At 58.3% G+C, this 25752-nt stretch carries 18 protein-coding genes; 12 read left to right on the forward strand and 6 right to left on the reverse strand.

What is annotated here, in order from left to right; all coding sequences use genetic code 11:
* Positions 1-135: 135 nt before the first annotated feature.
* A complete protein-coding gene (locus ACOFKT_RS09140) occupies positions 136-2373 on the reverse strand; it encodes a GMC oxidoreductase (protein WP_419803681.1) in 2238 nt (745 codons plus the stop codon).
* A gap of 53 nt (positions 2374-2426) precedes the next feature.
* Here ACOFKT_RS09140 and ACOFKT_RS09145 point away from each other — a divergent pair, with 53 nt between their 5' ends.
* Positions 2427-2834 (forward strand): hypothetical protein, encoded by a 408-nt coding sequence (locus tag ACOFKT_RS09145; RefSeq protein WP_419803682.1) that lies wholly within the window; start codon positions 2427-2429, stop codon positions 2832-2834.
* A complete protein-coding gene (locus ACOFKT_RS09150; RefSeq protein ID WP_419803683.1) occupies positions 2818-3936 on the forward strand; it encodes a hypothetical protein in 1119 nt (372 codons plus the stop codon). Before ACOFKT_RS09145 ends, ACOFKT_RS09150 begins: the two co-directional genes overlap by 17 nt.
* A gap of 27 nt (positions 3937-3963) precedes the next feature.
* Here ACOFKT_RS09150 and ACOFKT_RS09155 read toward each other — a convergent pair whose 3' ends face one another.
* Positions 3964-4728 carry a FadR/GntR family transcriptional regulator gene (locus ACOFKT_RS09155; RefSeq protein ID WP_419803684.1) on the reverse strand — a complete coding sequence of 255 codons (765 nt, stop codon included), beginning with the start codon at positions 4726-4728 and terminating at the stop codon, positions 3964-3966.
* 355 nt (positions 4729-5083) lie between these two features.
* Here ACOFKT_RS09155 and ACOFKT_RS09160 point away from each other — a divergent pair, with 355 nt between their 5' ends.
* The 8 genes from ACOFKT_RS09160 (at position 5084) to ACOFKT_RS09195 (ending at position 18339) form a co-directional block, all read left to right on the forward strand.
* Entirely contained in the window at positions 5084-6736 is a 1653-nt protein-coding gene (locus ACOFKT_RS09160; protein ID WP_419803685.1) for an L-lactate permease, read from the forward strand.
* 223 nt (positions 6737-6959) lie between these two features.
* On the forward strand, positions 6960-10235 hold the full coding sequence (locus tag ACOFKT_RS09165) for a carboxypeptidase regulatory-like domain-containing protein (RefSeq protein WP_419803686.1): 3276 nt from the start codon (positions 6960-6962) through the stop codon (positions 10233-10235).
* 21 nt (positions 10236-10256) lie between these two features.
* Positions 10257-11759: a hypothetical protein gene (locus tag ACOFKT_RS09170; protein WP_419803687.1), complete on the forward strand. Its 1503-nt coding sequence runs from the start codon at positions 10257-10259 to the stop codon at positions 11757-11759.
* 23 nt (positions 11760-11782) lie between these two features.
* A complete protein-coding gene (locus ACOFKT_RS09175) occupies positions 11783-12664 on the forward strand; it encodes a DUF6282 family protein (RefSeq protein WP_419803688.1) in 882 nt (293 codons plus the stop codon).
* Positions 12665-12683: 19 nt separating this feature from the next.
* Complete coding sequence (locus tag ACOFKT_RS09180) at positions 12684-14168, forward strand: twin-arginine translocation signal domain-containing protein (protein WP_419803689.1); 1485 nt, start codon at positions 12684-12686, stop codon at positions 14166-14168.
* A gap of 13 nt (positions 14169-14181) precedes the next feature.
* Positions 14182-15558: a glycerate kinase type-2 family protein gene (locus ACOFKT_RS09185; protein WP_419803690.1), complete on the forward strand. Its 1377-nt coding sequence runs from the start codon at positions 14182-14184 to the stop codon at positions 15556-15558.
* Positions 15555-17162 (forward strand): malate synthase A, encoded by a 1608-nt coding sequence (gene aceB / locus ACOFKT_RS09190; protein WP_419803691.1) that lies wholly within the window; start codon positions 15555-15557, stop codon positions 17160-17162. The genes ACOFKT_RS09185 and aceB overlap by 4 nt, the downstream gene beginning before the upstream one ends.
* A gap of 949 nt (positions 17163-18111) precedes the next feature.
* Complete coding sequence (locus tag ACOFKT_RS09195; RefSeq protein ID WP_419803692.1) at positions 18112-18339, forward strand: hypothetical protein; 228 nt, start codon at positions 18112-18114, stop codon at positions 18337-18339.
* 478 nt (positions 18340-18817) lie between these two features.
* Here the strand turns inward: ACOFKT_RS09195 and ACOFKT_RS09200 are convergent, their stop codons facing one another.
* Positions 18818-19765 (reverse strand): NADP-dependent oxidoreductase, encoded by a 948-nt coding sequence (locus tag ACOFKT_RS09200; RefSeq protein WP_419803693.1) that lies wholly within the window; start codon positions 19763-19765, stop codon positions 18818-18820.
* Positions 19766-20142: 377 nt separating this feature from the next.
* Entirely contained in the window at positions 20143-21135 is a 993-nt protein-coding gene (locus ACOFKT_RS09205; protein WP_419803694.1) for an amidohydrolase family protein, read from the reverse strand.
* Between the two features lie 701 nt (positions 21136-21836).
* Between ACOFKT_RS09205 and ACOFKT_RS09210 the strand changes: the two genes are divergently transcribed.
* Positions 21837-22139, forward strand: coding sequence for a tannase/feruloyl esterase family alpha/beta hydrolase (locus ACOFKT_RS09210; RefSeq protein ID WP_419803695.1), 303 nt, complete (start codon positions 21837-21839; stop codon positions 22137-22139).
* A gap of 4 nt (positions 22140-22143) precedes the next feature.
* A complete protein-coding gene (locus tag ACOFKT_RS09215) occupies positions 22144-22446 on the forward strand; it encodes a tannase/feruloyl esterase family alpha/beta hydrolase (RefSeq protein ID WP_419803696.1) in 303 nt (100 codons plus the stop codon).
* A gap of 1055 nt (positions 22447-23501) precedes the next feature.
* Here ACOFKT_RS09215 and ACOFKT_RS09220 read toward each other — a convergent pair.
* Together ACOFKT_RS09220 and ACOFKT_RS09225 are read right to left on the reverse strand one after the other, a co-directional pair.
* Positions 23502-24452: an amidohydrolase family protein gene (locus ACOFKT_RS09220; RefSeq protein ID WP_419803697.1), complete on the reverse strand. Its 951-nt coding sequence runs from the start codon at positions 24450-24452 to the stop codon at positions 23502-23504.
* Between the two features lie 94 nt (positions 24453-24546).
* Positions 24547-25650 carry a catalase family protein gene (locus ACOFKT_RS09225; RefSeq protein WP_419803698.1) on the reverse strand — a complete coding sequence of 368 codons (1104 nt, stop codon included), beginning with the start codon at positions 25648-25650 and terminating at the stop codon, positions 24547-24549.
* Positions 25651-25752 lie beyond the last annotated feature (102 nt).

The following is a 25752-nucleotide window of genomic DNA, read 5'->3' on the forward strand; positions in this document are numbered from 1 at the left end:
GATTTGCGAATCCAAGCCGTCGAGCTTTGTGGATCGCTGATGTTTCCAGCCTACTGCTTTACGCTTCGAACGAGAAGACCGCCCCGCCCTGACTTTGGTTATGCGCTGGATGCAAGCTCCTCTTTTGCACCTTGATCACCTTGCGGCGGGAGGGAGCTCCCGCCCTCCGTTCCAATGATCTGCGAAGATTTTCGCAACCGTGTAGATGGTCTGCATCGGATTCGCACCCGCAGAGGTCGGGAAGATGCTACCGTCGACCACATACAGGTGTTCCGTGCCCCAAACGTGAAAATCCTGACCCACGACGCTGTTCTGCGGCGCGGTGCCCATCTTGTCCGTGGCCTGCATGTGGGCAGAGGTGACGACAGAGCGGTTTGAAATGAAGCGAAGATTCTTTTCGACCAGCGCAGCTTGATCCGGCGAGGTGAGCACCTCGCTGCTTACCGCGGCAGGCATGCCACGCTGCACCTCTGCCGCCGGGCCGCCGCTCTGCTGTCCAAGAATGTCTTCTGTTGTCGGCAGGTACACCTTGGTTGCACCCGCGCGAAACATGACACGGATCGCCTCCGCAACGCCTTCCGCGAAGCGCTTCTTATCGTCCTCGCTCAGCGTGTAATCAATTTGCGGATTGCCTTCCTTATCCAGCACGACGCGATTGTTCGGCTGCGGCGTGTCCACCAGCATGACTCCAAAGCCTGCCAGGTTTCGGAAATCGCGAATCATCTCAAGACTGTGGCGCGCCGGCCCTGGACTCATCAGTGCGGCATACAGGGGCTGGTCGGCCATGGATTCCATCGCATAGTGGCGATCCACCAGCTTGTCGTCCACGTAGACAGAAGCCTCTGTTCCCTTCATCAGATCGATGGTCTCATCGAAGCGGCCCATGATGGGCATGGAAGGGTGCAGCACGATGCCGCGACCGATCTGGTCGTTCCTGACGCCGCTCCGCAGCAGCACCGTTGGCGAACCGAGTGCTCCGGCAGACAGGATCACCGTCTTCGCATGCACGGTGTAGGTTTGCCCCGCGGACAGCTTCAGGTTTGCGGGATCGGCAATGATCCCCTGTTCCTGAATGGATGTCCGGCTTTGCACCTCAACACCGATCGCCTGTTGTTGACCATTGTCATTATGGAAGAGCACGCGACGAACATCCGCATCCGGCACCAGTGCGAGAGGGTTGACTTTGTCCTCGAGCGCGTTCAGCAGCAGCCCGCTTTCGGCGGACCGCTTGTCCGTTACCGGTGACGGCGATTTACCAGGCGCGTAGGTATTCAACGCATACAGCTTTGGGTGCATGCCTGACTGGCGCGCGCCGTCCCACAGGACGCGATTGTTGCGATTGATCTCACTTTCGGTGAGCGTTCGCGTGCCCACGGTATGTTTGACCCAATCGTATTCGCGAGACAGTTCTGCCTGCGTCAGTTGCGCAGGAGCAATGCGGCCCTCGCTGCGCCAGCCTTCAATTTTTGTGCGGATGGGCGTGCTGGTCGGAGCGAAGCAGAGGTCGACATTGACGGTCGTTCCACCACCGACTCCCATGCCGTTCCGCACACGGATGGTGCCGTCGCTGGAAGCCCGGGTATCGATCAGGTCGTCGATCAAGCGCGTCTCCATTGCGCCTGGAATGACAAACGAGCCGCGCTCCAGCAGCACCACACGCTTGCCGCCGCGCCGCAGCTCGTGTGCCAGCACGGAACCAGCAGGACCGCTGCCCACGATCAGCACGTCGATGTCGTGACCGTCGCTTTCTTTCACCTCTTTGGAAGCCGGGTCATACACCAGGCGCGAAGGCGCCAGCCTGGGCGTGTGCGCCTGTAGATAAGCTGGCGGCGCAAACAGGTCCAGCTGCACACCCGTGAGCGGACCCTGAACAGCACCATAGCCGCGCACGATGTAAAAATTGCGCACGGTCGCAGCCAGACGCCGCGGCTCTGCGGCGGGGCAGTTCTGCAGGCGCAGAAGCACGGCCTGCTGCTGACCGGGCGAAAGATCCGCATACGAGACTGCGTCGTTTCCGCCGTCCACTTCCTGCAGTTTGCAGGCAGCGCCGAAGGTGCGCAGGTCGGTGAAGGGCTGCAGCAGTGCCCGCATAGCCGATGCTGCACTCCCCTGCTTCCAGATGCCATCGCGCGCACTCGCCAGCAGAGCTTCGGTCTGTGGCTCATTTGGCAGATCGTGCACGGGCAGGAAGGACGCAAACAAAGCGTCATGCACGGCATGCAGGCCGGCATCGGTGGTGCTCGCTGCCAACGCTGCCGGCTGCTGTCCACCGAAACCAGCGCCCGCCGCGGTCTTACTTCTGCAGCCAACGGCAGTCACCATAACAACACTCAGTACCGCAACCCGGATCACGGTGTCCCGCATCTCTCGCATGGGCGCGAGTATACGGCGTGCTTATGATTTCAGTGGCATGGAGGTAGAAAGAGATGCGTCGCTTTACCACCATTCAAAAATGCGGCTTTGGTTTCGCTCTGCTGTTTCTGGCAGTGTATGCGCTGGACTTTGTGCCCGGGGTGATGGATGCAAACGGCAAGATGTTCGGGCTGTTTTCCATGACTACCTTTGTGGATGTCGGACACCTGGGACTGGGCACGCTCGCGCTCATTTGTGCCTTTATCGGGCCGCGTGCCGCACGCGTGTACTTCTGGTTTCTGGGCTTCTTCTACGCCGCCGATGTGATCACCTACTTTGTGACGCATCTACACACGCTGCCGCTGATCAAGAATGTTCTGGTGAACGGGCCGCACCTGGTGGTGTCGATCGCTGCGTTCCTGATTGCGGTCAACGTGGGCAAGCGCACCGCGTACGCTCCAGCCGATGCGGCGATTGCTTAAGCTATTCCGCGTTCCGCTGCGGCTGGCGCTGCTGGCATTTGCCGTCGCCGCTGTTTGCGCCATTGTGTTCGTGGTCCACTGCGCACCGGAACCTCTTGCGCTGCCAGTAACACCTGCTTCGCATCACGCGCCGGCCGAAGCCGCCGGCGTCAAGACTTACGCTCGTGACGAGGTAGACACTTTTTACACCTATCCGGAGTGGTACATCGTCTGGAGCTACCAGGCTAAGGCTGATTACCAGCAAGGGCACTTACCCAGCGGATTTACTTACGGTGCCGACATCGCACAATTTTGGCAGGCATACTGTCGCATGTATGGTTTCACGCGTCACGCGTACCCATTTGCCACAGGCGACCATGTCATGCTGGCGGTGATCGGAACGTCGTTCACGCTGGAGTATGCCATCAAGGGCGCGTATGAGAAGACGATTGGCAGGCTGAGTGAACGGACGGCGCCTGGCGAGATGGTCGAAGAGGATCGATACGCTGCGAACGTAGCCGAAGACTATGCCGCGTTTGTGCACGTGCGCCCCTTCTACGAGTATTCGTTCCGCAAGGCGCTCGCCGGATTGTGGGGCACCGTTCCTTTCCGCTCCAGGCACTTCGTGCGGTCCCTGGAACGCCGCGCCTGGCTTTCACTGGACTACGGTGTCGAGGCAATCTACTGCGAGATCATCGAGCTTGGAACGCACGCCAGTTACGGCTACGAAGATACAGAGACGGCAGTCTGGATTAGTTATGAACCCCAGCAACGCGCGGCGATAGCGAAAGTACCCCATCTGCGGTTTGTGGCGGAACCCAGTGCCGGCAGCGCGATTGTAGAGCTGCCCCGGTACGCTGAATTCACGCCGCGGCTGCGCCAGCTCGTCGCCGCGGGTGCCCGGATTCGGCAGATCTCCGGCAATGAACTGATCAGCGCGAGCTTCCTATCTCCGGCGCAGTGGCAGGCTTCCCTGCCGGGTACGCAGACACTTATCGTTCAGCCGATTGCGAGTCAGCAGGCAACGAAACGGACGCTGATTCTGATGCCGGTCTCGCAGTTACCCACGGTGTTCGCAGCATTACCGCAAGACGTGACGCTGGAACATCTGTATGACTATTGAAGCTGATTTAAGGGAAGGCGTCGTTCGCTAGACCGTGTGAATCTTTTCCTGGGTGGAGTCGAAGCGGCGAATGGCCGCGGTGAGGTGCGCCTGCATCGCGCGGCGAGCTGCCTCGGGGTTGCGGCGACGGACGGCCTTGACAAGAGCCTCGTGCTCCTTCAATGAGAGCGGAATTGCGTTCTTCAGTTTCAGCACCGTTGCAACTGTTTGAGCGAGCTGGCTGCGCACCAGGGTGAGCATATCGAGCAACACTTGATTGCGCGAGGCGCGAGCGATTCGTAGATGGAAATCGAGATCGAGAGCGCTAAACCGTTTGGCGTCGCGCAGCGAATCGCGCATGCGCAAGACGAGATCTTCCATTTCGGCGATTTCCTCTGGGGAGGCTCGCTCGGCTGCGCTTGCCGCGGCAACGCCCTCCAAGGCGAGGCGAACCTCCATGAGGTTGCGCAAATCGTAGCGGCCCGTGATGACGCGCCACTCCATTACGGTGCCGAGAAACTTGTTGCCGTCGACCGCAACCGAAGTACCTTCACCCACACGGGCGGTAAGCACGCCCATGATGGACAAGCATCGAAGTGCTTCGCGAAGCGACGACCTGCCCGCCTGGAACTGCTTGCAAAGTTCGCGCTCAGAAGGCAGGCGCTGACCCGGCTGCAGATTGCCGGAGGAGATCTGCTTCATGACCTGCCGGACGATCTCGTCGCTGATGGAAGCTTTCGGCGAGGCGGCAGACTTGCGAGCGATGCGTCTGGGCGGTACTGCCTGACCAATCTGGAGCGTGTCCTTCGGCATCAGGCAACACCATACCACGCGGACCGGAGAGCGATGATTCCGGTTACACGTCACCGTGGAAGGGGCCAGAACTGCCGGCGCTATATGGTCAGACCATTGCTGGCATTGGTCAGACCATGCGTGGCTTCTTTAGAGTTGATGGCTTGACAGGCAGGCTGCAACACTCATTTAGATCAAGGCTTTACAGCGCCTTTGATGTATCTGCGTCATTTTTCTTGACACGATTGGTCTGACAACCCTACTATCCTCGCGTTTTCAAAGAGGGCTTTGCCCAGGTTCGCAACGACGCTGCTGTCACGCCGGTTGCGAAGCTCGATTGAGCAGAGTCGCTCGGCGAAGCAGACGAGGCGAGTACGTGAACTGGCAGCAGACATACACGCTGTTTGGCCAAGGGACTGCGGTCTCCGCAACCATTGCGGCCCTGCCGGTTCTGACGGTGCTGCTGTTGCTGGGCGTGCTGCGCAAGCCGGCGTGGCTTGCCGGGCTGTGGGGATTGGGCATAAGCCTGTTGGTCGCGCTGACCTGTTACCGTATGCCGGCCGTGCTTGCGTTCAGCGCTGCCGCGTACGGCGTGGCATTCGGACTTTTTCCTATCTGCTGGATCGTGTTCTGGGCGATTGCGCTGTTCCGCATCACGACGGTGACGGGCAAGTTCGCGTTGATCCGGGCATTGATCGGGCAGTTGACTCAGGATGCTCCGTCGCAGGCGCTGCTGATCGCTTTCGCGTTCGGAGCCTTCATCGAGGGCGCCGCGGGATTCGGCACGCCGGTTGCCATTGCTGCTGCAATGATGGCCGGGCTTGGCTTTTCACCCTTTCGCGCTGCGGCGATTTGTTTGCTGGCAAATACGGCGCCGGTTGCCTTTGGTTCGATTGGAACGCCGCTGCTGACGCTGTCCGCGACAACGGGACTGCCGCTGCTGAAGCTGAGCGCGGCGGTTGCTGCAATCTGTGCTCCGGTTGCGCTGATCGTTCCGGCATACATGGTGCTGGCCATGGGCGGGTGGCGGATGTTGCGTTTCGCCATCGTGCCATGCGTCGTCACGGGCGTAGTGTTTGGCGGGACGCAGTTTGTGGTGGGGACCTACGTGGGCCCGGCGCTTACCGATATTCTGGCCTCGATTTTTGCGATGCTTGCGCTGTTTCTGCTGTGCCGATTTCGCCCCACCACGGGCGTGCCGCCGGAGTTGGAAGCTGCCTTTCGTGGGGAGCGGGACGCGATTGCACCGGCGGCGGATGGAACAGATCTGCTGCAGCTGAGTGTGAGCGACGTGGTGACCGCGTGGATGCCCTATGCGTTCCTGGTGGTGTTTGTGTTGCTTTGGAGCGTGAAGCCGGTTCAGCACCTGCTGGCGGCCGGCACATTCAACGTGACGTGGCCGATGCTGCACGACCAGGTCTTTCGCATGGCTCCGGTGGTTGCCCAGAAGCAGCCGTATCACGCGCCGTTTGTGCTGAACCTGCTGGCCGCGTCCGGCACGTCGTGTATGGGCGCGACGATCTGCAGCGCATTGTTTCTACGCGTGTCGCTGCGGACCTTTGGCCAGGTGCTTGCCGCCACGGCGAAGCAGCTGATGCTGCCGGTCACGACAGTGGTGTCAGTGCTGGGCATGGCGTTTCTGATGAACTATTCGGGCGCGACCGCGACGCTTGGGCTCGCATTTGCGGCGAGTGGAGCCTTGTTCCCTTTCTTTAGCGCGATTCTAGGTTGGATAGGCGTATTCCTGACAGGGTCGGACACGTCGGCCAATGCCTTGTTTGGAAGCCTGCAAGTAGTGACAGCGGAGCGATTGGGGTTGAGTCCCGTGCTGATGGCGGCTGCGAACTCATCGGGCGGTGTGGTGGGCAAGATGATCAGCCTGCAGACGATTGTGGTGGCGGCCGCGGCCACAGGGATGGACAACGACAACCAGTCGAAGCTGTTTCGGCTGATGCTGAAGCACAGCGTGCTGCTGGCCGCGGTCGTAGGCTGCCTGGCGCTGCTGTATACGCATTTCCTGCACTTCTAAAGAAAAGGTGGAACAGCATGGCTGAGTTGCGATTGGTAGGCATGGGCATCATGGGACGGCCCGCCCGGGTTGAGGTGCTCCCGAAGACGGGTATTCACAATCGCTCTGGCTAGTTAGGACGTGCAGCAAGGCCGCGTGCTTCTGCAACGCGCGCTGCCGAAGTGATCACGCTTCACCCAATTCCCTCGAAGCGGCCCCGGTGTGCGGGACCTAGGAGCGTCGTATGCCTTATTTTCGTAGTTGTTCCGTAGTTCTGGTCGCGAGCCTGATCAATATGGGCGGGTACGCGCAATCGTCGAACGCGTCATTGTCGGGCTTTGTGCGCGACAGTGGAGGCGCGTCTGTTCCAGGTGCGCAGGTGACCGTGGAGAACCTGGGAACGCACCTCACCTACACGGCGAAATCAAGCAGCGGCGGTGAATATACATTGGTCGACCTGCCTGTGGGTGACTACAAGGTGACCACGCAAGCTTCGGGTTTCAAGCTGTCGGTGATGCCCAAGGTGACGCTGCAGACGGCGCAGGTGGCGTCGTTGGATGTGTCGCTATCGACTGGCGAAGTCAGTGAAGTCGTTACGGTGACCACCGCGCTGCCGCAGGTAAACACACAGGACAGCTCCATTGGGCAGGTGGTCGAGGGCCGATCCATTGAGGCGGTCGCGCTGAACGGCCGCCAGTTCTGGAACCTGGTCGCTCTGACGCCGGGTGCGACATACACGCCGGGCGGCCAGGGTACGCGCACCGGTGGCGGATCGCTGCGGTCGTCGTCAGTAGCCGTGCAGATCAACGGCACAGGCTTTATTTTCAACGGCTGGTCGCTGGACGGGGTCGACATCACCGAGTACGAACAGGGCGGGACCAACGTGCAGCCCAACGTGGATTCTCTAGCCGAGTTCAAAGTGCTCAGCGCAAACATGCCGGCTGCATACGGCCACACGCCAAACGTGGTTTCGGCGACGATGAAGAGCGGAACGAATGCGTTCCACGGCGTTGCGTTTGAGTTCCTGCGTAACGATGCCGCGGATGCCCACAACTATTTCGCGCGGACGAACAAAAACGTCCTGAAGCGGCATCAGTTTGGCGGAACGCTGGGCGGCCCCATCCTGCACGACAAGCTATTCTTCTTCACCGACTACGAGGAAACACGGCAGAGCCAGGGCATTGTGTACGCCGATATTGTGCCTTCGGACGCGATGCGCCTTGGCAATTTCAGTACGGCAGCCAAGAAGCCGATTAACCCTGCCACGGGTCAGCGCTTTGTTGGCGACCAGGTGCCGATTTCGCCACAGGCGGCGTACTTCCTGAAGTTCATGCCGACGCAGGCGCAAGCGAACTTTAGCGCGCCACAGAAGCTGCAGATCCGGAAGGGTGACGGCAAGGTCGACTATGCGATGGGCAACAACGACCATTGGATGGGTCGCTACTCCATTGCGGATAACGATGAAGCAGACCCGAACGCGTACCCCGCGCTGGGCGTGCAGTCGCTGAACAGCCGCGCGCAGAACATCGCCTTGACGGAGTCGCACAGCTTCGGCGCCAGATTGCTGAATGAGGCGAAGTTCGGTTTGTACAAGGACATTTTCCTGTTTGGAGCGGTGCTGCCGGGCACAAACTTTCTGGCGGGCGCCGGAATTACGGGGTATGAGCAATCGCAGATCACACCAAGCTTTCCATACATCACGCTGTCGGGCTATACGGCCTTTAACGGGTCTGGTGTGAACAATTTGCCGAAATCGAACCGTATTCGCACGTGGCAGTATGACGATACAGTCAGCTACACCGCGGGCGCGCACGAGATCTCAGCCGGTGTGCAGGTGTATCACCAGCGGCACACATTCTTTAACGGGCAGAACCAGGAAGGTTCGTTCAGCTTTACTACGAACTACACCGGCGATGCCTTTTCGGATTTCCTGCTTGGGTATCCGGCTGCGGTGACGCGTGCATACCCGCTTGCACTGTATGGCAGCACCGGTAACTGGTGGGACCTGTTTGTGCAGGACAACTGGCGGCCACGGCCTGACCTGACGTTGAACATCGGTCTACGTTACGAGCACAACCCGTTCTACGACGGCCTGAATGGGCAAACGAATGCCATCGATTACAGCACCGGAAAGCTTGTAGTTCCGACCAGGGACGGCGGCCAGTACCTGAACACGACCGCACAGCCGGAAATGCCACAGTTGATTCCGCTGTTCGCGGACCGTTTGGAAGGTACCGATCAGGTCGGCTTGCCGCGATCCATTCACAAGTCAGGACCGGGCGTGTTTGCGCCGCGTGCGGGTTTTGCCTACCGCGTGTTCGGCAGCGACAAAACCGTGATTCGCGGAGCGTATGGTTTGTTCCCGATTTATTTCGATTCGAACATGTCGTTGCAGTGGGTCAAGGCACCGCCGTTTGAGGTGGTCCAGACGGTGAATGCTTCCAGCAAGACGGCACCGTCGTTTACGTGGGCAAACCCCTTCAACGGGCAGCCGTTGGTATCGGCGAATCCGAATCCGGGCAGAGCTTGCCCCGGCACAACGGTGGCATACCTGTCGTGCCTGACGCCGGCGATCTGGACTGCACCGATCGATCTAAAGAAGACGTATATGCACCAGTACAACCTGGCGCTGCAGCGGCAGTTGTTGCCAAACCTGTCGATCGAGGTGGCGTATGTGGGCAACAACACGATTCACAACCAGTTGATCTCAACGCCGGACAACGTTCCCGCACCGGGGGCGGGCAGCATCCAGACCCGCCGCCCGTTTCCGCAATGGGGCGTGTTCAACCTGGGCAACACGTATGGTGTCGCAAACTACAACGCGCTGCAGGTAAAAGTCGAAAAGCGCTACAGCAATGGATTGCAACTGCTGGGTTCGTATGCCTGGAGCCATTGCCTGGACAACGGATCAAGCGAAGCGGGACCGCAGTCGTTGGGACAGTTGCGGCGATTCTACGGGCCATGTGACCACAACTTGCCGCACGTGCTCACGATCAGTTCTGTGTACACGTTGCCGTTCGGCCACGGACACTACTTCCTGAATAACAGCAACGGCCTGGTCAACGCCGTGCTGGGCGGATGGGAGTTGGCCGGCATCTACACGGCGCGCAGCGGCCTGCCATTTTCGCCGGTGCTAAGCAGCGATGTTGCTAACAACGGCACAAGCGGTCAGTTCCCAAATCGTGTGCTGGGCGCAAGCAAGGGCTACCTGCAGCATCCCACGCCGGCTAAATGGTTCGACACCGCCGCGTTTGCCGCACCGTCGCTCTACACGTTCGGGAACTCAAGCCGAAACATCCTGACGGGCGACGGTCTGGTGCAGCTCGACACGACGCTGAAGAAGATTTTCCCAATCCACGAATCGCTTAACGCCGAATTTCGGATGGAGGCGTTCAACGTGGCAAACCACGCGACGTTCTCCAATCCGAACGCGTCGATTGGGTCCAGTTCGGCGGGCCTGGTGAACTCTACGCTCAACGCGAACCGCACCTTGCAGCTTGCGTTAAAGATCAACTTCTAGCTGAAAGGAAAGGAACTCGTTATGGATCGACGTTCATTTCTAGCGGGTGCGGGTGCGGCTCTGGCTACTTCGCAAGCAGGCCTGGGCAGTACCGCCCTGGCGGCAACGCTGCCGGCGCATGCGACGGCGAAGGCCGCACCCACCATCGGCATTCAAATCGGCGCGATTTCGTTTCAGGACGAGGGCACCGAAAAGGTGCTCGACATTCTGCAGGAGAAGGGTGCCTGCAATGCGCTGTTCATCGCTTGCTTCACCTATGGAGATGGGATTGCCGGGCGGCAACTGCCCGGTCATCCCTTCCCTGACCATGGTGTGCAGAAGGAGGACAACTTCTTTGGCGGCTTTTACACCACGCCGCACCCACAGTACTTCCGCAATACAAAGATGGTGCCGCAGCGCGCGCCAGATGCGGGCGGCTATGACGTGCTGGCGGATGTGATCCCAAAGGCGAAGAAGCGCGGGATGAAGACCTACACGTGGAGCGAAGACGTGTGGAACACGAAAGTGCCCAACTTTGATCTGATCGCGGAGCGCGACCTGTATGGCCGGCCGGCGAAGACGGCCTGCTTCCGGAACCCCGATCACCATGAGTTCCTGATGTCGACCTTTCAGGACTGGACGCATTCGTACGAGATTGACGGTGTGATGTGGGGATCGGAGCGCTATGGCCCGTTCGGCAACATGGTGGAATCGGTGCACCAGCGGAACGGCAACGATCCATCGCGTGTTACTTGCTTTTGCCAGTATTGCCAGAAAACGGCAGCGGAGCGAGGCATCAACGTGAGCCGCGCCATAGAAGGCTACAAGACGCTGGAGCAATGGGTGCGGTTCTGCCGGGGCGGAGGCACACCACCGGACGGCCATTACGTAACGTTCTGGCGCATGCTGTTTCAGTATCCCGAGATCCTTGCATGGGAGACGATGTGGAACGACGGTGTGCACGAGACCTATAAGAGCATTCATGACACGGTCAAGAGCGTGAACCCGAAGATGGAGGTGGGCTGGCACGTGTGGCATGCGCATAGCTTCAGCCCGTTCTTCCGCGCGCAGACGAATCTGAAGAAGATCGCACCCTACACCGACTTCGCCAAGATGACGGTGTACGACAACCTGGGCGGAACGCGCATGGAAACCTACATCACCAGCGCAAGCAAGACAATGTATGGCGACATGCCAGTGGAAGAGGCGCTGGAATTTGAGTACCGCATCATGGGTTATCGCGGGCGCAGTTACACGGAGTTACCCTATGTCGGGCTGGACTCTACTTATGTGTTTCATGAAACCAAGCGGTCCGTTGAGGACGTGGCCGGTACGAACATGCAGATCTGGCCTGGCCTGGATGTCGATATCTCCAACATGAACGTGGAGTACAGCCACACGGCGCCGCCGGGGATCAGCGCGTGCACCCGGGCGTGTTTTGAAGCGGGCGGAACGGGCCTTGTCATCTCGCGCAAGTATTCGGAGATGAAGCTGGCGAACCTGGCTGCGGTCGGTGATACGCTCCGCCAAATGAAGGTGGTCTGATGCGTGGCATTTTGACTGCTTTGATGTTACTTGGCACGTGCCACACTCTCGCCGGGCAGAGTACGCCCACAAGCAAACCGTTGGCCGGCGCCATCGACATTCACGCGCACTGCGGCCCGGACGTGTTGCCGCGCAAGGTCGATGTGATCGACCTTGCACGGCTGGCCAGGGCTGAAGGCATGCGGGCAATCGTGGTGAAAAATCACTATGTACCAACTGCCAACGACGCATATCTGACGCGAAAGGTAGTGCCGGGCATTGCGGTATTCGGCGGCATCGACCTGAACCGCACGGTCGGAGGGATCAACCCTGCGGCAGTTGAGAACATGGCACACATTGCAGGTGGCTACGGCCGCATGGTGTGGATGACCAGCTTCGATTCACGTGCGCAGGTGGAGGCCGAGAAGAGCAACCGCCCATACGTGGCTGTGACCCGCAATAGTGAACTGCTGCCCGAGGTGAAGCAGGTAATCGCAATCATTGCCAAATACAACCTGGTGCTCGAAACGAGTCATAACTACCCTGATGAAATTCTGATGATGATCCGCGAAGCGAATCATGCCGGCGTAAAACACATCGTGGTGACGCATGCGATGATCGCACCCATTCACATGAATATCGCGCAGATGAAAGAGGCGGCATCGCTGGGCGCGTACATTGAGTTTGTGTATAACGGCCTGATCGGACCGTACAAGGAGTTCTCCTTCGACGACTATGCCAAGGCGATCCACGCAATCGGCGCAGATCACGCGATTCTGGCGAGCGACCTTGGGCAAGTGGTCAATCCGAATCACACGGACGGATTGAAGCTGTACTACGCTGGCCTGCTGAAAGCCGGCGTCACGCAAGCGGAGATCGACCGCATGGCGCGTGTAAACCCGGCAGATGTTTTAGACCTTCACTAACCAAGCAAAGGAAAACGACATGGATCGCAGGAACTTTCTTCAAACAGCGGCGGGCGCCGCCGCGGTAGTCGCTGCTTCTCCGGTGGAGGGGCTTGCAGCCCCGAACTACAAACCCAAGAAGATGATCGGTATCCAGCTTGGCGCGGTTTCGTTTACAGACGAGGGGACCGACCGGGTGATTGAAGAGTGTCAAAAGGATGCATTTGTCGATACATTGTTTGTCGCGACGTTTACGTACGGCCGCGGCATCGCTGGACGACAGATACCCGGGCAGCCGTTGCCGGATCACGGAAAGCAGCAGTATGACAAAGACACGTTCGTGGGCGGATGTTACACCAAGTACGACAAGAAATACCTGACTGGCACGACCTTTCAGGACTTCCGCGCGCCCGAACTGGGCAACTATGACGTGCTGGAAGACGTGATTCCAAAGGCGAAGAAGCATGGCATGAAAACCATCGCCTGGTTTGAAGATGTCGTCGCGAAAAACCTGCCGGGTATCCAGCCGCTGCAAGACGTGAACCTGCAAGGCGAAAAGATCGGGACAATGAACTTCAACGCTCCAGAGCATCGCGCTTGGATCCTGGGGCTGGTGGAGAGCTGGACGCGAGACTACGACCTGGACGGCATTATGTGGGGGTCGGAGCGGCAGGGCCCTTTCTGTAATGCCCTTGGCGCCAGCCACTCGCATCCCCCGTTGAGCAGCGTGTGCGACTTTTCCGAGTCGACCATTGCAAAGGCCCGCGCGCAGGGGATCAACCCGGAGCGCGCCAAACAGGGATTTACAGAGCTGGAAGCGTTTGTGACTGCGTGCCGCAAGGGTGTTCGCCCCAACGACGGTTACTATGTAACGCTTTGGCGCCTGATGCTGCGCTACCCGGAACTGCTTGCGTGGGAGTCGCTTTGGACACAGAGCCTGCGCGAAACGCAGAAGGCGATCTACGACAAGATCAAATCCATTAAGCCGCAGATGGGGGTGGGCTGGCACGTGTGGCACAACAACTCGTTCAACCCCATCTATCGCGCGGAACAGGACTACGCGGAGATGGCGCCTTACAGCGATTTTCTGAAGGTCGTTATTTACCAGAACTGCGGGGGCGAGCGCATGGTCGACTATGTAAACTCGGTCGGCAAAACGTATTTCGGCGACGTGCCGAAGCAGGAACTGCTGGATTTTCACTATCGCGTGCTGGATTACGGCCCGGAAGCCGACATGCAGCACCTGGCGGCAACGGGCTTCTCGCCCGATTATGTGTTCCGCGAAACGAAACGCGCCAAGGTGGATCGTGCTGGCACGAAAACGCAGCTTTGGCCGGGCATCGACATCGACATTCCCACGGCCGAAGGTAGCAGCAAGAGCACGCCGCAGGGAACGAAAGCTGTGGTGGAAGCGGCATTTCACGGCGGGGCCGACGGAGTGATCCTGTCCAGGAAGTACTCTGAAATGAAGTTGGCGAACCTGCGAGCAGCCGGCGAGGCTGTTCGCTCTCTCCACCTTGTGTAACGTGGGCCAGAGCGTGCTAGCGCTGCTGCAAAAGGAAGAGATCGCGGCGATGCGGACAACGCCGAAGGACGATGCACGCTGGCTCTTCGCGCGAGTGATGGAGAGCGTCAATGTGCCGGTAAGCATGCGTGCAGCGTTTCAGCTGCAAGGCATCGAACTGCGCATTGGCTTTCACCACATCGATCTGCGGCTGTTTGAGCGTGCGATGCTGGTCGCGATCGGCAAAGCCGCGGTTCCCATGGCGCAGCATGCGTTCGAAACGCTGGAAGGTGCGCTGCCGTTGACGGGCCTGGTCGTGGGTCCGGGCCAGTGGAGAGCGCCGGCGCCGCTTCGCTATATGCAGGGCGATCACCCCGTTCCCTATATGCGATCGCTTGCCGCTGCGCAGGCATTGCTGCGGCTTACCGAGGAGGCCGATGCGGACACGCTGGTGCTGTACCTGATCAGCGGCGGAGCCTCGGCGCTGGCGGAAGCTCCGCTGGATTCATCCATCAGCCTGGACGATATGTCCGCGTTTTACGAGCGGCTGTTGCACTCGGGCCTGCCGATCGAAAAGACAAACGCGTTGCGCAAGCACTTTTCCGCGATCAAAGGTGGACGCCTTGCCCTATCAGCCGGTGCAGCCAGCCGGTGTACGCTGCTCATTTCAGATGTTCCGCCGGGGCGGCTGGACGTTGTAGGTTCCGGCCCTTCGCTTGCCGACCGAAGTATGGTTGCGGAGTGCCTGGAACTGCTGACGGAAACAGACCGTCTGTTGCCGTTGCCGGTGGCGATGCGGACCTTTGCCGCGAACCTTCCCGAAACACCAAAACAATTGCCGGAGGGCAGATTGCGCTCGATCTGTGTGTCGCTGCTTTCCAGCGATTCACTAATCGAGGCCGCAGAGGCGCTGCTTACGGCAAGAGGCTACCGCGTCGTCATCGATAACACCTGCGACGACTGGGACTATCGCGATGCGGCCGCGTACCTGGTGGGACGTGCCCTACAAGAGCCGGTTGGCAGCATGCCACTGTGCATTCTTTCCGCGGGCGAGGTGACCGTGTCGATCGACGGCAAGGCAGGCACGGGTGGCCGCAATCAGCAATGGGTGCTTGAGGTGGCCCGGCTCATTCGCGGCACTACCGACTGCGTGGCCATGAGTGTCGGTTCGGACGGTATCGATGGCAACAGCCCTGCGGCAGGGGCAGTCGTCGACGGGACGACCTGGCAACGCGCGAAGGATGCTGGCATGGACCCGCAACACGCTCTTGACACGTTCGACGCGTACCCCGTGTTTCTTGCACTGCAGGATGTTATTGCGCCCGGGCCATCGGGGAATAACATCCGAGACCTGCGCGCCATCTTTGTTTCAGCGAAGTTATCCGTTTCTCCGAAAGGAAGCATGTTATGACGTCGCAGAACATTCAGCTAGCATTTGCAAAACCAGTGAGCGAACGGTATCGCGAGATACTCTCACCCGAAGCCATCGGCTTTCTGAGCGAACTCCACAACAGATTCGGCGCTCGCCGTAAAGAATTGCTGAGGGCACGCGAAGAACGCCTGCATCGCTTGAACGCGGGGGAACGGCCGGACTTTCTTCCGGAGACGCGCGCGATCCGCGAGTCGGACTGGACAGTTGTGCCGCTGCCTTTGGATCTGCAGGATCGCCGCGTGGAGATTACGGGGCCAGTGGACAGGAAGATGATTATTAATGCGCTGAACAGCGGCGCAAAGGTCTTCATGGCCGACTTTGAAGATTCGACCACGCCCACGTGGGAGAACCTGCTGGAGGGACAAATTAATCTGCGCGATGCGGTTCGGCGCACCATCAGCTTTTCCGATCTGAACACGGGCAAGGCGTACAGCCTGGGGCAGAACCCGGCGGTGCTGTTTGTACGGCCACGCGGCTGGCATCTGGAGGAACGGCATGTGACCGCGGCGGGTGAGGCGATCTCGGGGTCGCTGTTCGACTTCGGCCTGTACGCGTTTCACAACGCAAGGGAGTTACTAAACCGGTCGTCAGGCGCGTATTTCTACTTACCAAAAATGGAAAGCCACTTAGAGGCCCGGCTCTGGAACGATGTATTTCAGTTCGCGGAGGAAACACTTGGTTTGCCAAAAAGTTCCATACGCGGCACGGTGCTCATTGAGACAATTTTGGCGAGCTTCGAGATGGACGAGATACTGTGGGAACTTCGCGAGCATTCTGCCGGGCTGAATTGCGGGCGGTGGGATTACATCTTCAGCTTTATTAAAAAATTCGCGAACGATCGCACGATGCTGCTGCCCGATCGTTCGCAGGTGACGATGACGACGCATTTCATGCGAAGTTACTCAAAGCTTGCCATCAAGACGTGCCATCGGCGCGGAACCAGCGCCATGGGCGGCATGAGCGCGCTGATCCCGATCAAGAACGATGCAGAAGCGAATGAGCGGGCGCTGAACCAGGTTCGCGCTGACAAGGAGCGGGAGGCAAGCGACGGTCACGACGGCACCTGGGTCGCACACCCGGCGCTGGTGCCGGTCGCGATGGAGGTTTTTGACCGGATCATGCCGGCACCGAACCAGATTGCCAAGCGGTTGGACGACTTCAATCCCACGGCGCAGGACCTGCTCGAGCCACCCGTGGGCAAGATCACGATGGCCGGCGTGCAGCAGAATGTTGCGGTCGGCCTGGGCTACCTGGAGGCATGGCTGCGCGGCATTGGGTGCGTGCCCATTTTTAACTTGATGGAGGATGCCGCAACGGCAGAGATCAGCCGGGCGCAGCTTTGGCAGTGGGTGCACCACGGCGCCCGCTTCGACTCAGGCGAACCGGTAACTCTGGAGTTAGTGGATTCGATGCTGGAAAAGGAGTTGGAGCGGGTTCGCGCGGCGTCTTCGCATACGAGCTTTGACGCCTACGAACGCGCGGCCGAACTGATGCGTGGACTGATTCGCAGGCCTAACTTCGTGGAATTTTTGACGCTGCCGGCGTATGAAGACGTACTTGCGCACGAGCCCGCCGCTAGTTAGAGGGACGAGCTTCTATAAGCTTTAGCGTTGCAGAACAAGTGGTGACTCGGGCAGAATTCCAACCTGCGACCTGCGCCTTTAGGAGTGCAATCTAGGCTGCCATGCCATGCGAAGTCATGCAACCCAATGCAGCAGAAAGACGGCCTTTATTCAGCCTTCGGATGCAATGTGTCGAATGCGCTTGCATGTAATCGCACCTGATTCGGCAGTTAGGTATCCCAAAGGCGGTATGCTCCTTTAGCGCAAGCTTTTGTAAGGTGCCCCATGCCGCGACACCCTGCACCCTTACGAGGCATTTACCAAAAGGGGAAGATGACCCGAGTGGCGCATGGTACACGCGGATCAGGGTCAACGGGAAGCTGGTCAAGAAGTCCTTTGGCCGCGACAGGTAGGCTGCAATCGATTACGTTGAGAAAGCCCGAACACTCCGAAGAGCGGGTGAAGGGCATCTCCCGAAGTGGTTTGCCAAGGCCGGGGCGGCCTGCAGCATTGTGCCGAACGCGCGCTTTGTGGGACCCAACATCTTCACGCTCAAGTGCGGCGGGTAAGGATGCTTGTTCTCGCTCACTGGCGTTGACGAGGAGGGCCGGACGGATCAGGAGCTCGATTCACTAGTGCGTTCCGTCGAGGGCGCGCTGTGCGGCTTGCCCGACGGTTCCTGCCTTTATCAGTACACGCGCGTGCTGTCCGGGGCTATGCTGCCGCGGCAAGGCTGCTACACGAACTCCGTTACTCAAAACTTCGCGGTCGATCGCCTGACTCATCTCGATCAAAACGCGCGATTCCGTCGCATCGACCTGCACTGGTGTCTGACGCTGGAGCCGCCCAAGCTAAAAGCGTTCAGCCGCAAGCCAGAGGAGCATGCCTCGGACAGCTCGCGGATGCTCGCAGAGCTACAAAGACCGTCACGCTACTCGAAGGGCATCTCGGAACCGCTCTCGGCCTCCACTTGCTTCGCAAGCAGCAGCCTTTCCGATTCTTCAGCTACCTCTTCAATCTTCAGGACTGGGCAGAACAGGATCAGCTGCGCAGTGATAAGGGCGTGGACCGCCAGACCGTGAAGAACCCGGTCGCGTGGCACGACGATCACCTCGAAGTCGGCAGGCGTTATGTGCAGATGTTTTCGCTCCAGGCCGCGCCGGAGGCGTCGGGACCTGGCTCTTCTCCGATCTGCTGACGCTCGACTGCGACAGCATCCTGTGCTCAACGTGCGCGTGAAGGCGACGGTTTTCGGTGCGGCGCGGAATCAATCAGCAGGAGAAGTTCATCTCCTTCTTCAAGGTAGGCGTGCTCACGCGCGTCATGAGCGGACGTGATATCGCTTTACTCGACACCGGGGCGGGAGCGAAGGCCGCGAACAACGCCGTGGATGACCTGAGCGAAGTGATTCGCTCGCTCGACAAGAAGGCGCAAGGTGAGTATTCGTCCCGATCCGGTGAGCACATCCTAGTTCTCCGAGGTGAATCGCGTTGCATGGTTCAGGACTGCGGAAGCTGTAGTCTGCATGCACGAAGGAGAGAAGCAGTCTCACAAGCGAAACCTTTACACGATTACTGTGACGCCGCGAACAGGTGCTGGAAAACGCTTTGCTGAAGCAAGCGGTCATTTTTTCCAAGCCGACTGAGGATTTACGAAAATCGATAAGGAAAGGAAGGTCAAGGCAGAAGGATTAGTTTCCCCCGCGCTTGCTGGCCTTCGCTGACGGAGAGCGCCGTCTTCCAATCGTCGAGCGGGAAAGTTCGGGCGATCGGAACGAGGAATTTACCCTGTGCTGCGAGATCTGCAAACTCATGCAGGACGTCATAGCGTATGCGCATCCCGGGTTCCTCAAGGTTCGAGCGAACACCAAGTGCTTTTGCAGCCTCAAAGTCACTGATCGTCATGACGCGCTTGGGATCAGCGGCAATTTGAACAAGGGCGGGCAGAGCACCGCTCACCGGCGCGGTGTCGAGGATCAGGTCTGGCTGCTTGCCCGGGAGTGCCGCTACTCTCTCCGGTAAGCCATCGCCATACGCAGTCACGACCGCACCGAGAGCACGCAGACGAGCCGCAAATGTATCTCCGGCAGTGGCGATGACGCGTGCTCCGCGCCCTAACGAGATCTGAACCGCTGCGAACCCGACCGTGGTCCCCGCGCCATTGATCAGCACCGTCCTTCCCGCTTCGACGCCGAGGGAATCCAGGCTGCCATACGCAATCGCGACGGCCATAGGCAGAGCAGCAGCGTGCACTTCGTCCAGTCCGCTCGGAACAGGAGTCCAGTGCTGCAGAATGGCGTAATCGGAAGCCCCGGCACTGTTCGTGCTTACGAAGTCGACTGGGCCGAAGACAAGCTGACCGACTTCTACGTCCCTCACATCTTCGCCGACTGCATCGACGATCCCAGCGGCCTCCAAACCGATTCCCCGGGGAAGATTTCCGGCGAACAGACCTCGGCACAAGGCCCAATCGGCCGGGTTCAGACCACAGGCACGGACCTTCATGCGAACACGCTGACTGGCAGGCGCATGCACAGTTGTTTCTTCCAAGCGCAACACATCGGCCGGTTCACCGTAACTGTGAAATCGTATGGTTCTTGTTGTAACACTTGCAGTTTCTGGCATGTAATTTTCTCCTTGTAGATGCCGTTCTTTAGGCGGCCCTCAAAGCTAAGGTAGGCGACCTGTCTCGTAAGATCGATCCTCAAAAGCTCAGATTAATGCAGTCATCATGGAATGACATGTGCCGGCTAGGACACACTCTCGATGCTCAAGCCCCCACCTGTTCGTGAGGACGGTGGGCGCCGAACACGGAAGTAGGAGAAGAAGTGTCGCTCCGCTCCTATGCCGGCCCGCTGTCCGCTGCGCTGCACGACGTTCACTAATCTGCGAAAATCTCCCGTTTTGGCCTTTGTGGCGCTCTGGTCACCACCGAGGGTTTGCAAAGCCTCTCACACGAGAGGTTTACTTCGAGTGCACTGACCCAACTTAAGAAACGTATTTTAGCTCTTTTGAGCCGCTGACCTGGTGAGTCGCTCCCAGTTCACGTGAGCAAAGAGCTCTTTATGTTCTGGGCTGAGCGGACAGCCCTCGACGAAAGTCATACCCGGTCTGCCGGGTCGGTATTGGTAAGGGTAGTCGGTGGAGAACAGGATCCGTTCTGCCCCTACGATCTCAAGGGCACGTTGCAGGTAATCAGGACTCCACATGCCGCTGGGAGTCACGTACAGGTTTTGCCGGAAATAATCGGCGACCGGTCTTTCTAGTTTGGCAACACGTGCCAGAGAACTAAGCCGCTCCAGATAGAAGAGCACGACCTCGCCCCAGTGACCGAGGATCATCTGCAGGTCGGGGTATCGATCGAAAACGCCTGCCAAAATCAGGCGAACAAACTGGATTCCCGCTTCGTAGTGCCACCCTAGCCCAAACGCGGCGAAGGCGGTGTCCACCTGATCACTGAAGCCGGAGTAGAGGGTGTTTCTTACCGCGCGCTGCGGAATCTGAGGATGAATGTAAAGGGGAACCCGGAGCCTGCAGGCGACTTCAAAGAGAAGTAGGAAATCTGGATGATCCAGGTTTTTGTCGCGTGTACGACCGCAGAGCATTGCACCCATGAACTTCAGCTCAGTGATACAACGCCCGAGCTCCAACGCTGCAACATTCGGAGCCGCTGTTGGCAGTGTGGCAAATACCTGAAACCGAGTGGGATGTGCAGCGACTGTGGCGGCGACTAAATCGTTAGTCTCCTTTGCCAGCCTTGTACTCTCCTGCGGTTGAAGATTGTGTAGAGCAGGCGTCGTCACCGCGAGCACTTGGACGTCAACCCCGCTCTCATCCATCAGCGCCAGTCGCTGCGTTCCGAGATCGTTTAAGCCTCTCCTCGATTTCACCTTGGTCGAACGCTCCTGTACCTTCCTGACCAAGTTCAGAAGCAGCCCAGCAGCGCGGATGTTCGCCGTAACAAAATGCTCTTTTATACCAATAAGCTTCATCATGCCTAACCTCGTCTGCCTGTTGTATACAACCGTAGTTGGGATGCGGAATCAAGGTTTCGGCAGCGTGATTAAAGACGCAGTTCAGAAAAACTCATTAGCGCGAGAACAACCCTTGGAGCTAGATATCGAACTTACCGAGCTGTCTACCATTTCGTGATAGGCGCCTTCCGCCCTTAGGTATTCGCATTGGTAAGCTGTCACCATCTGAGGCGAGACGATTAAGCTCCAGCCGTTCGAAAAGATTGCGGATTCTACAGGCTTCTTACATCCATCGCGAGCAACCAACAGACTCCGACACGGCTTTTACCCAACGCTCAGCGTCCACAGCACTGGCATTATCCCCGTCTGATGTGAGACGTGTGATTACACATTCGCTAGGAGCCTCAGCATTGACCGGCGCCACCGAGGAAGTCTTGCCCTTGCTGAAACTTATGCCATCGACAGAATCAACCCAACAGTGTCCCTGGATTGCTTAATAAAGGACGTCTTGTGCTATTGAGGCCCCGCTATATCCAGTGAGAACGATCTGCGGCGCATCTTTGAAAATAGATGTTGAGACTATGAGTGCTCGAACGTCCGTTTCTTCGTTCGGTGGGTCTGCTCCTGAGGTCAAAGCTTTTCTTGTGAATCAGGATTGCTAGCCGATGTCCGCTTTCAGAACCTTACTCTTTGTGTTGTTTCCCGTGTCTACCACATCTGGTATGGTCGCATACGCATCGTGTTCGGATCTGCGTCATGTGGCGATATTGGCATCACATATCGGCTTGCCGACGCGCGGAGCAGACATTCTGTCGGCCCGGCATGTTCAAGGCTTTGGCGGTGGTTACTGCCGCGTTCTCGGTCGAGTAGGCTCTATAGATCCAGCAGCTGCTCCGATCCGCTTCGAGGTGAATCTGCCTGAAACATGGAACGGCAAGGCCCTTCAGTTTGGGGGAGGCGCTTTCGACGGTTATTTCCAGCTGCGTTATAAGACACTATCTAAGCGCATGTACTTCATTGGTTAAGCGCATGTACTTCATTGGAGGCTCTACAGGCGGCCGTGAGGCACTGAAGGCCATTGAGCGCTGGCCCGCTGATTATGACGGAGTTCTGACTGCATATGCAGCGTGGAACCAGTACGAGATTAACCTGCAGTACTTCCGCGTTTCGCAAGCTATGTACCGCAGAGGCAAAGACGGCCAGTCAGGCTGGATGCCTCCTGCAAAGACCCAACTGTTGCCAGATGCAGGCATGCAGACTTGCGATGCACAAGATGGCCTCCGAGACAGGATCGTCAGTAACCCGGCTGCTTGCTCATTCGACCCCGAATGATTGCGTTGCCGAGATGGTAAGGACCATAGAGAATGTCTTTCCGAAGGCCAGGAGCGAACGGTGACCGTACTCTAAGCCGCAGATATCCAATTTCTCGATTGAGAACGGCATTAGATCGTGATCCCGGCTATAACGTCTCGCGCGGCTCACACCTAGTCGGCAATTAGGGTTGGTTGCATCACCCCTTCCATCCTGCCATTCCGTTCTTCAATTCGTTCTATGGCGTAATTGGGGATGGCATAGTGCGTTTGTTTCTTGCCACCGGCCCACAGATCGGGCTTTTAGAAATCAACACGTAGAGCGGTGGGGCACGCGCCGTCAGAATTTCTGCCTCGGGTCCAGGAGCAATCGCTTGAGCTGATGCGAGTCGTACAAATCTCACATCTTTTGCCCAGCATGGGTGGGAAACTACTCATAATCCACGGTGTCGCCGACTCTACCATTCCAACAGACGCATCGGTACTGCTCCGATGCGTTTACACCGTCTCCCGCGCGGATCGGCCAAGTGGTTTCGAGGTTGAGACTCGCGTCAGCGCCACTCAATCGAGCAGGGCAAGGTCGATGCTACTTGCCACGTGAAGGTAGCCGGAGTTCGCTTGGATGTTCCACCGGGTCGCTCACGATGAGGTCGCCCGCGGCGATGATGGCAGACGGCGACCCATTGAACGTCAGACTCCGCGCAGAGTCGGGGAAGATATCTGGACCTTCACGTCGAAGTCCAAGACCGGCCATTCCGATGACAAGATCATGCTTTCCGTAGGCATCCGAGATGCGCACCCGCAAGCTGGAACCACCGATGCTGGTTGAGCAATCATGCGAAGCGTTTGATTGCCAAGCGCCGTTCCCTTCCACTTGGTCCGGCGTGGTTGTCTAAGTGCACACCCAGTGGGTATTGAGGTCCTGATTCATGGGTTGTTCTTCGAGAATGGCTGCGGCAATCCTTTGTGTCAGACAGTGAGTCGAGCTAATCGTTCGGCCTGCGGCGTCGGCAGGCGCCGGAAGGAACAATTGCTTCGGTTCTCCCAGGCCTGATGTGAACACTCGTTGAGGTCGCCTCAGAGTCTGAGCAGTCCACTAGCATTTCGCCAAGATATTTTCTCTCGCGTTTCCGCCGAGATCGGCGTTTTGTCGAACCACAGTCCTGCCTGCTTCATGACCTCGAACGGGTGGTCGACTGAGTAGAGGATGTTATCGTCTCCAATCTCGGCAAGTGAACACAAGAGTGGTGGGTCCGAAAAGACCCCTGAGGTTGTGATCACTATGTTTTTCCTGAAGACCTCGCTGGGTGTGATTGTCGGGCCAGTTGCGAACGCTTTCGTCCGCCGATCTATGCGCCACAAGAGAAAAGGTAGAGTCTCCCCCATGTGGCCGAGGATCACCTTGACGTCGGGGTACTTCGTCAGGGTGCCATTGAAGATGAGGCGCAGAGCGTGAGCAGCGGTTTCCGCAGTCCAACTCCAAATAGCTCCTGTGAGTTGAGGACAGCCTTCATACGTGACCGGAGCCACAAGAGGGTCGGCCGCGTGCAGATAAACAGGCACACCCAAAGCTTGGACCCGCTCCCAGAAGACGCTGTACCGGTCGTCATCTAAATAGTGACCGTTCGTTTGACCATTGATCAATGCGCCCTTAAAACCAAGCTGCGTCACGGCTCGTTCGAATTCATCGGCGCCCGCATTAGGATCCACCAAAGGAACGGTCGCGAAGCCTGCGTAATGTTCCGGCGTTTGCTGCACGATCTTGGCGAGATAGTCATTCGATTCTCTGGCGAGGCGGAGTGCCGGCGTAGGATCCAGGACGTTCTGAACGATTCCCGCATCCGAGAGGACGGCCATGTCGATGCCGGCTTGCGCCATGGCTTTCAACCGGCCCTCTCCAACGTCAACCAGCGACGTCAGTATCTTGTCCGTGACGGATTTTGGGGCCGTGGGAATTAGGCTTTTCCATCGGTCGATGTGTTCCGGCTCGTTCATCACGAAATGTTCTTCCAATGCGATTCGGCGCATGTTCCCTCTTTCAGAACTAGATCTTGGGTCGAGAAAGGCCGCTGCGAGCGGGACGCCTCGATCATCGTGCTTAACGGCACGTACGAACGAGTCCTTAGTCCGGAACTTCGCTCAGACTACGTGGTTCGGCTGGTGCGACTTTGTTTGTCTTCTGCCGAAATTCCTGAGTGCGCAGGTATACGTGAGCGCGTGCACGCATGATCGAGCCAAGCGCGCGATGCTCTTCAAGCGAATGGACAGGATTGAAGGCCAGACGTTCTTCGAAATATGCGATTCTTTCCGGCGTCATCGGGTCCTGCTTTGGAAGAATCAGCTGAGCGACTGTGCGGTAAGGATTGTTCTCTTCCGGCCATACCGCGGCAGCATCCTCGATCGGCATCGTTTTTAGATCTGTGCAGAGCTGCACGCGAATTTGAAACACAGCCTCGTGTTCGCTGAGGAAAGCGCGTAGGACGTGCTGGTAAACGTCGTCGTCTTTCGTGTCCACGTCTGGATTTCCTATCAAAGCCAAGGTCTCATCGGAGGGGTACGCACCCAGCTTTCCCACGTAGCAACCATAGCGGACTGCGGCCTGACTGAAGTACCGGTCGCTAAGAGGATGCGCAGGTTTCTTTCCGAAGAAACGGAGATGAGCACTTCCAGAACTGACCGTCTCCAGCACGTCTTCCGTCACGCGCGCGATGCGGGAGCCAGCGATGATCGCAGCTTCGGGCATCCAGGTCGACAGACCAGCTACCTTCTTGAAACCAGACAAGAAATCTTTGGCAGTGGCGTCGGTGAAGGAGGTATCGTGAACACCAAAGACCCAATCCTGTGTCGTCGTTTCTATGCTGCCCGAAACGCGAGCGCCATCGACACCCAGTACCTTGATTGAGAATCCTCGCTGGCCGGATGCCTTGTCTGACAGGTATTCACTTGGGCCCTGAGAGAGCCGCACAAGGACCTCGTATTCCTTCCCTCTCTGTGCGAACATACCCTGCGCCAGTTCGGCCGGCAGGTTCTCGCCAACAACGAGCCTTCCTTTGAGCAAGCCCGTTGGCTTCGCATGTGTCGCCCTCCTCGCGACACCTTCCTTTTCCACAACATGACGCTGTACGTGTACAAAGCGCTCATCCAGCTCACGAAGAATGTCGGCTTCTCCCGGTTGTATCTGCTCGACTTCCTTCGTGTAAGGAACGAACTGCTGTTCGGTGTTCATCGTGACCTCGATTTCCGCTGTGACTTTTCCTTATGCTCAAGCCGAACCAAGCCCCGGTATCCACCATGTGCTCCGTAGACACGCGATGCGCCCACGACCTGC

It is taken from the genome of Terriglobus sp. (assembly GCF_965201105.1).
Classification (GTDB): domain Bacteria; phylum Acidobacteriota; class Terriglobia; order Terriglobales; family Acidobacteriaceae; genus Terriglobus.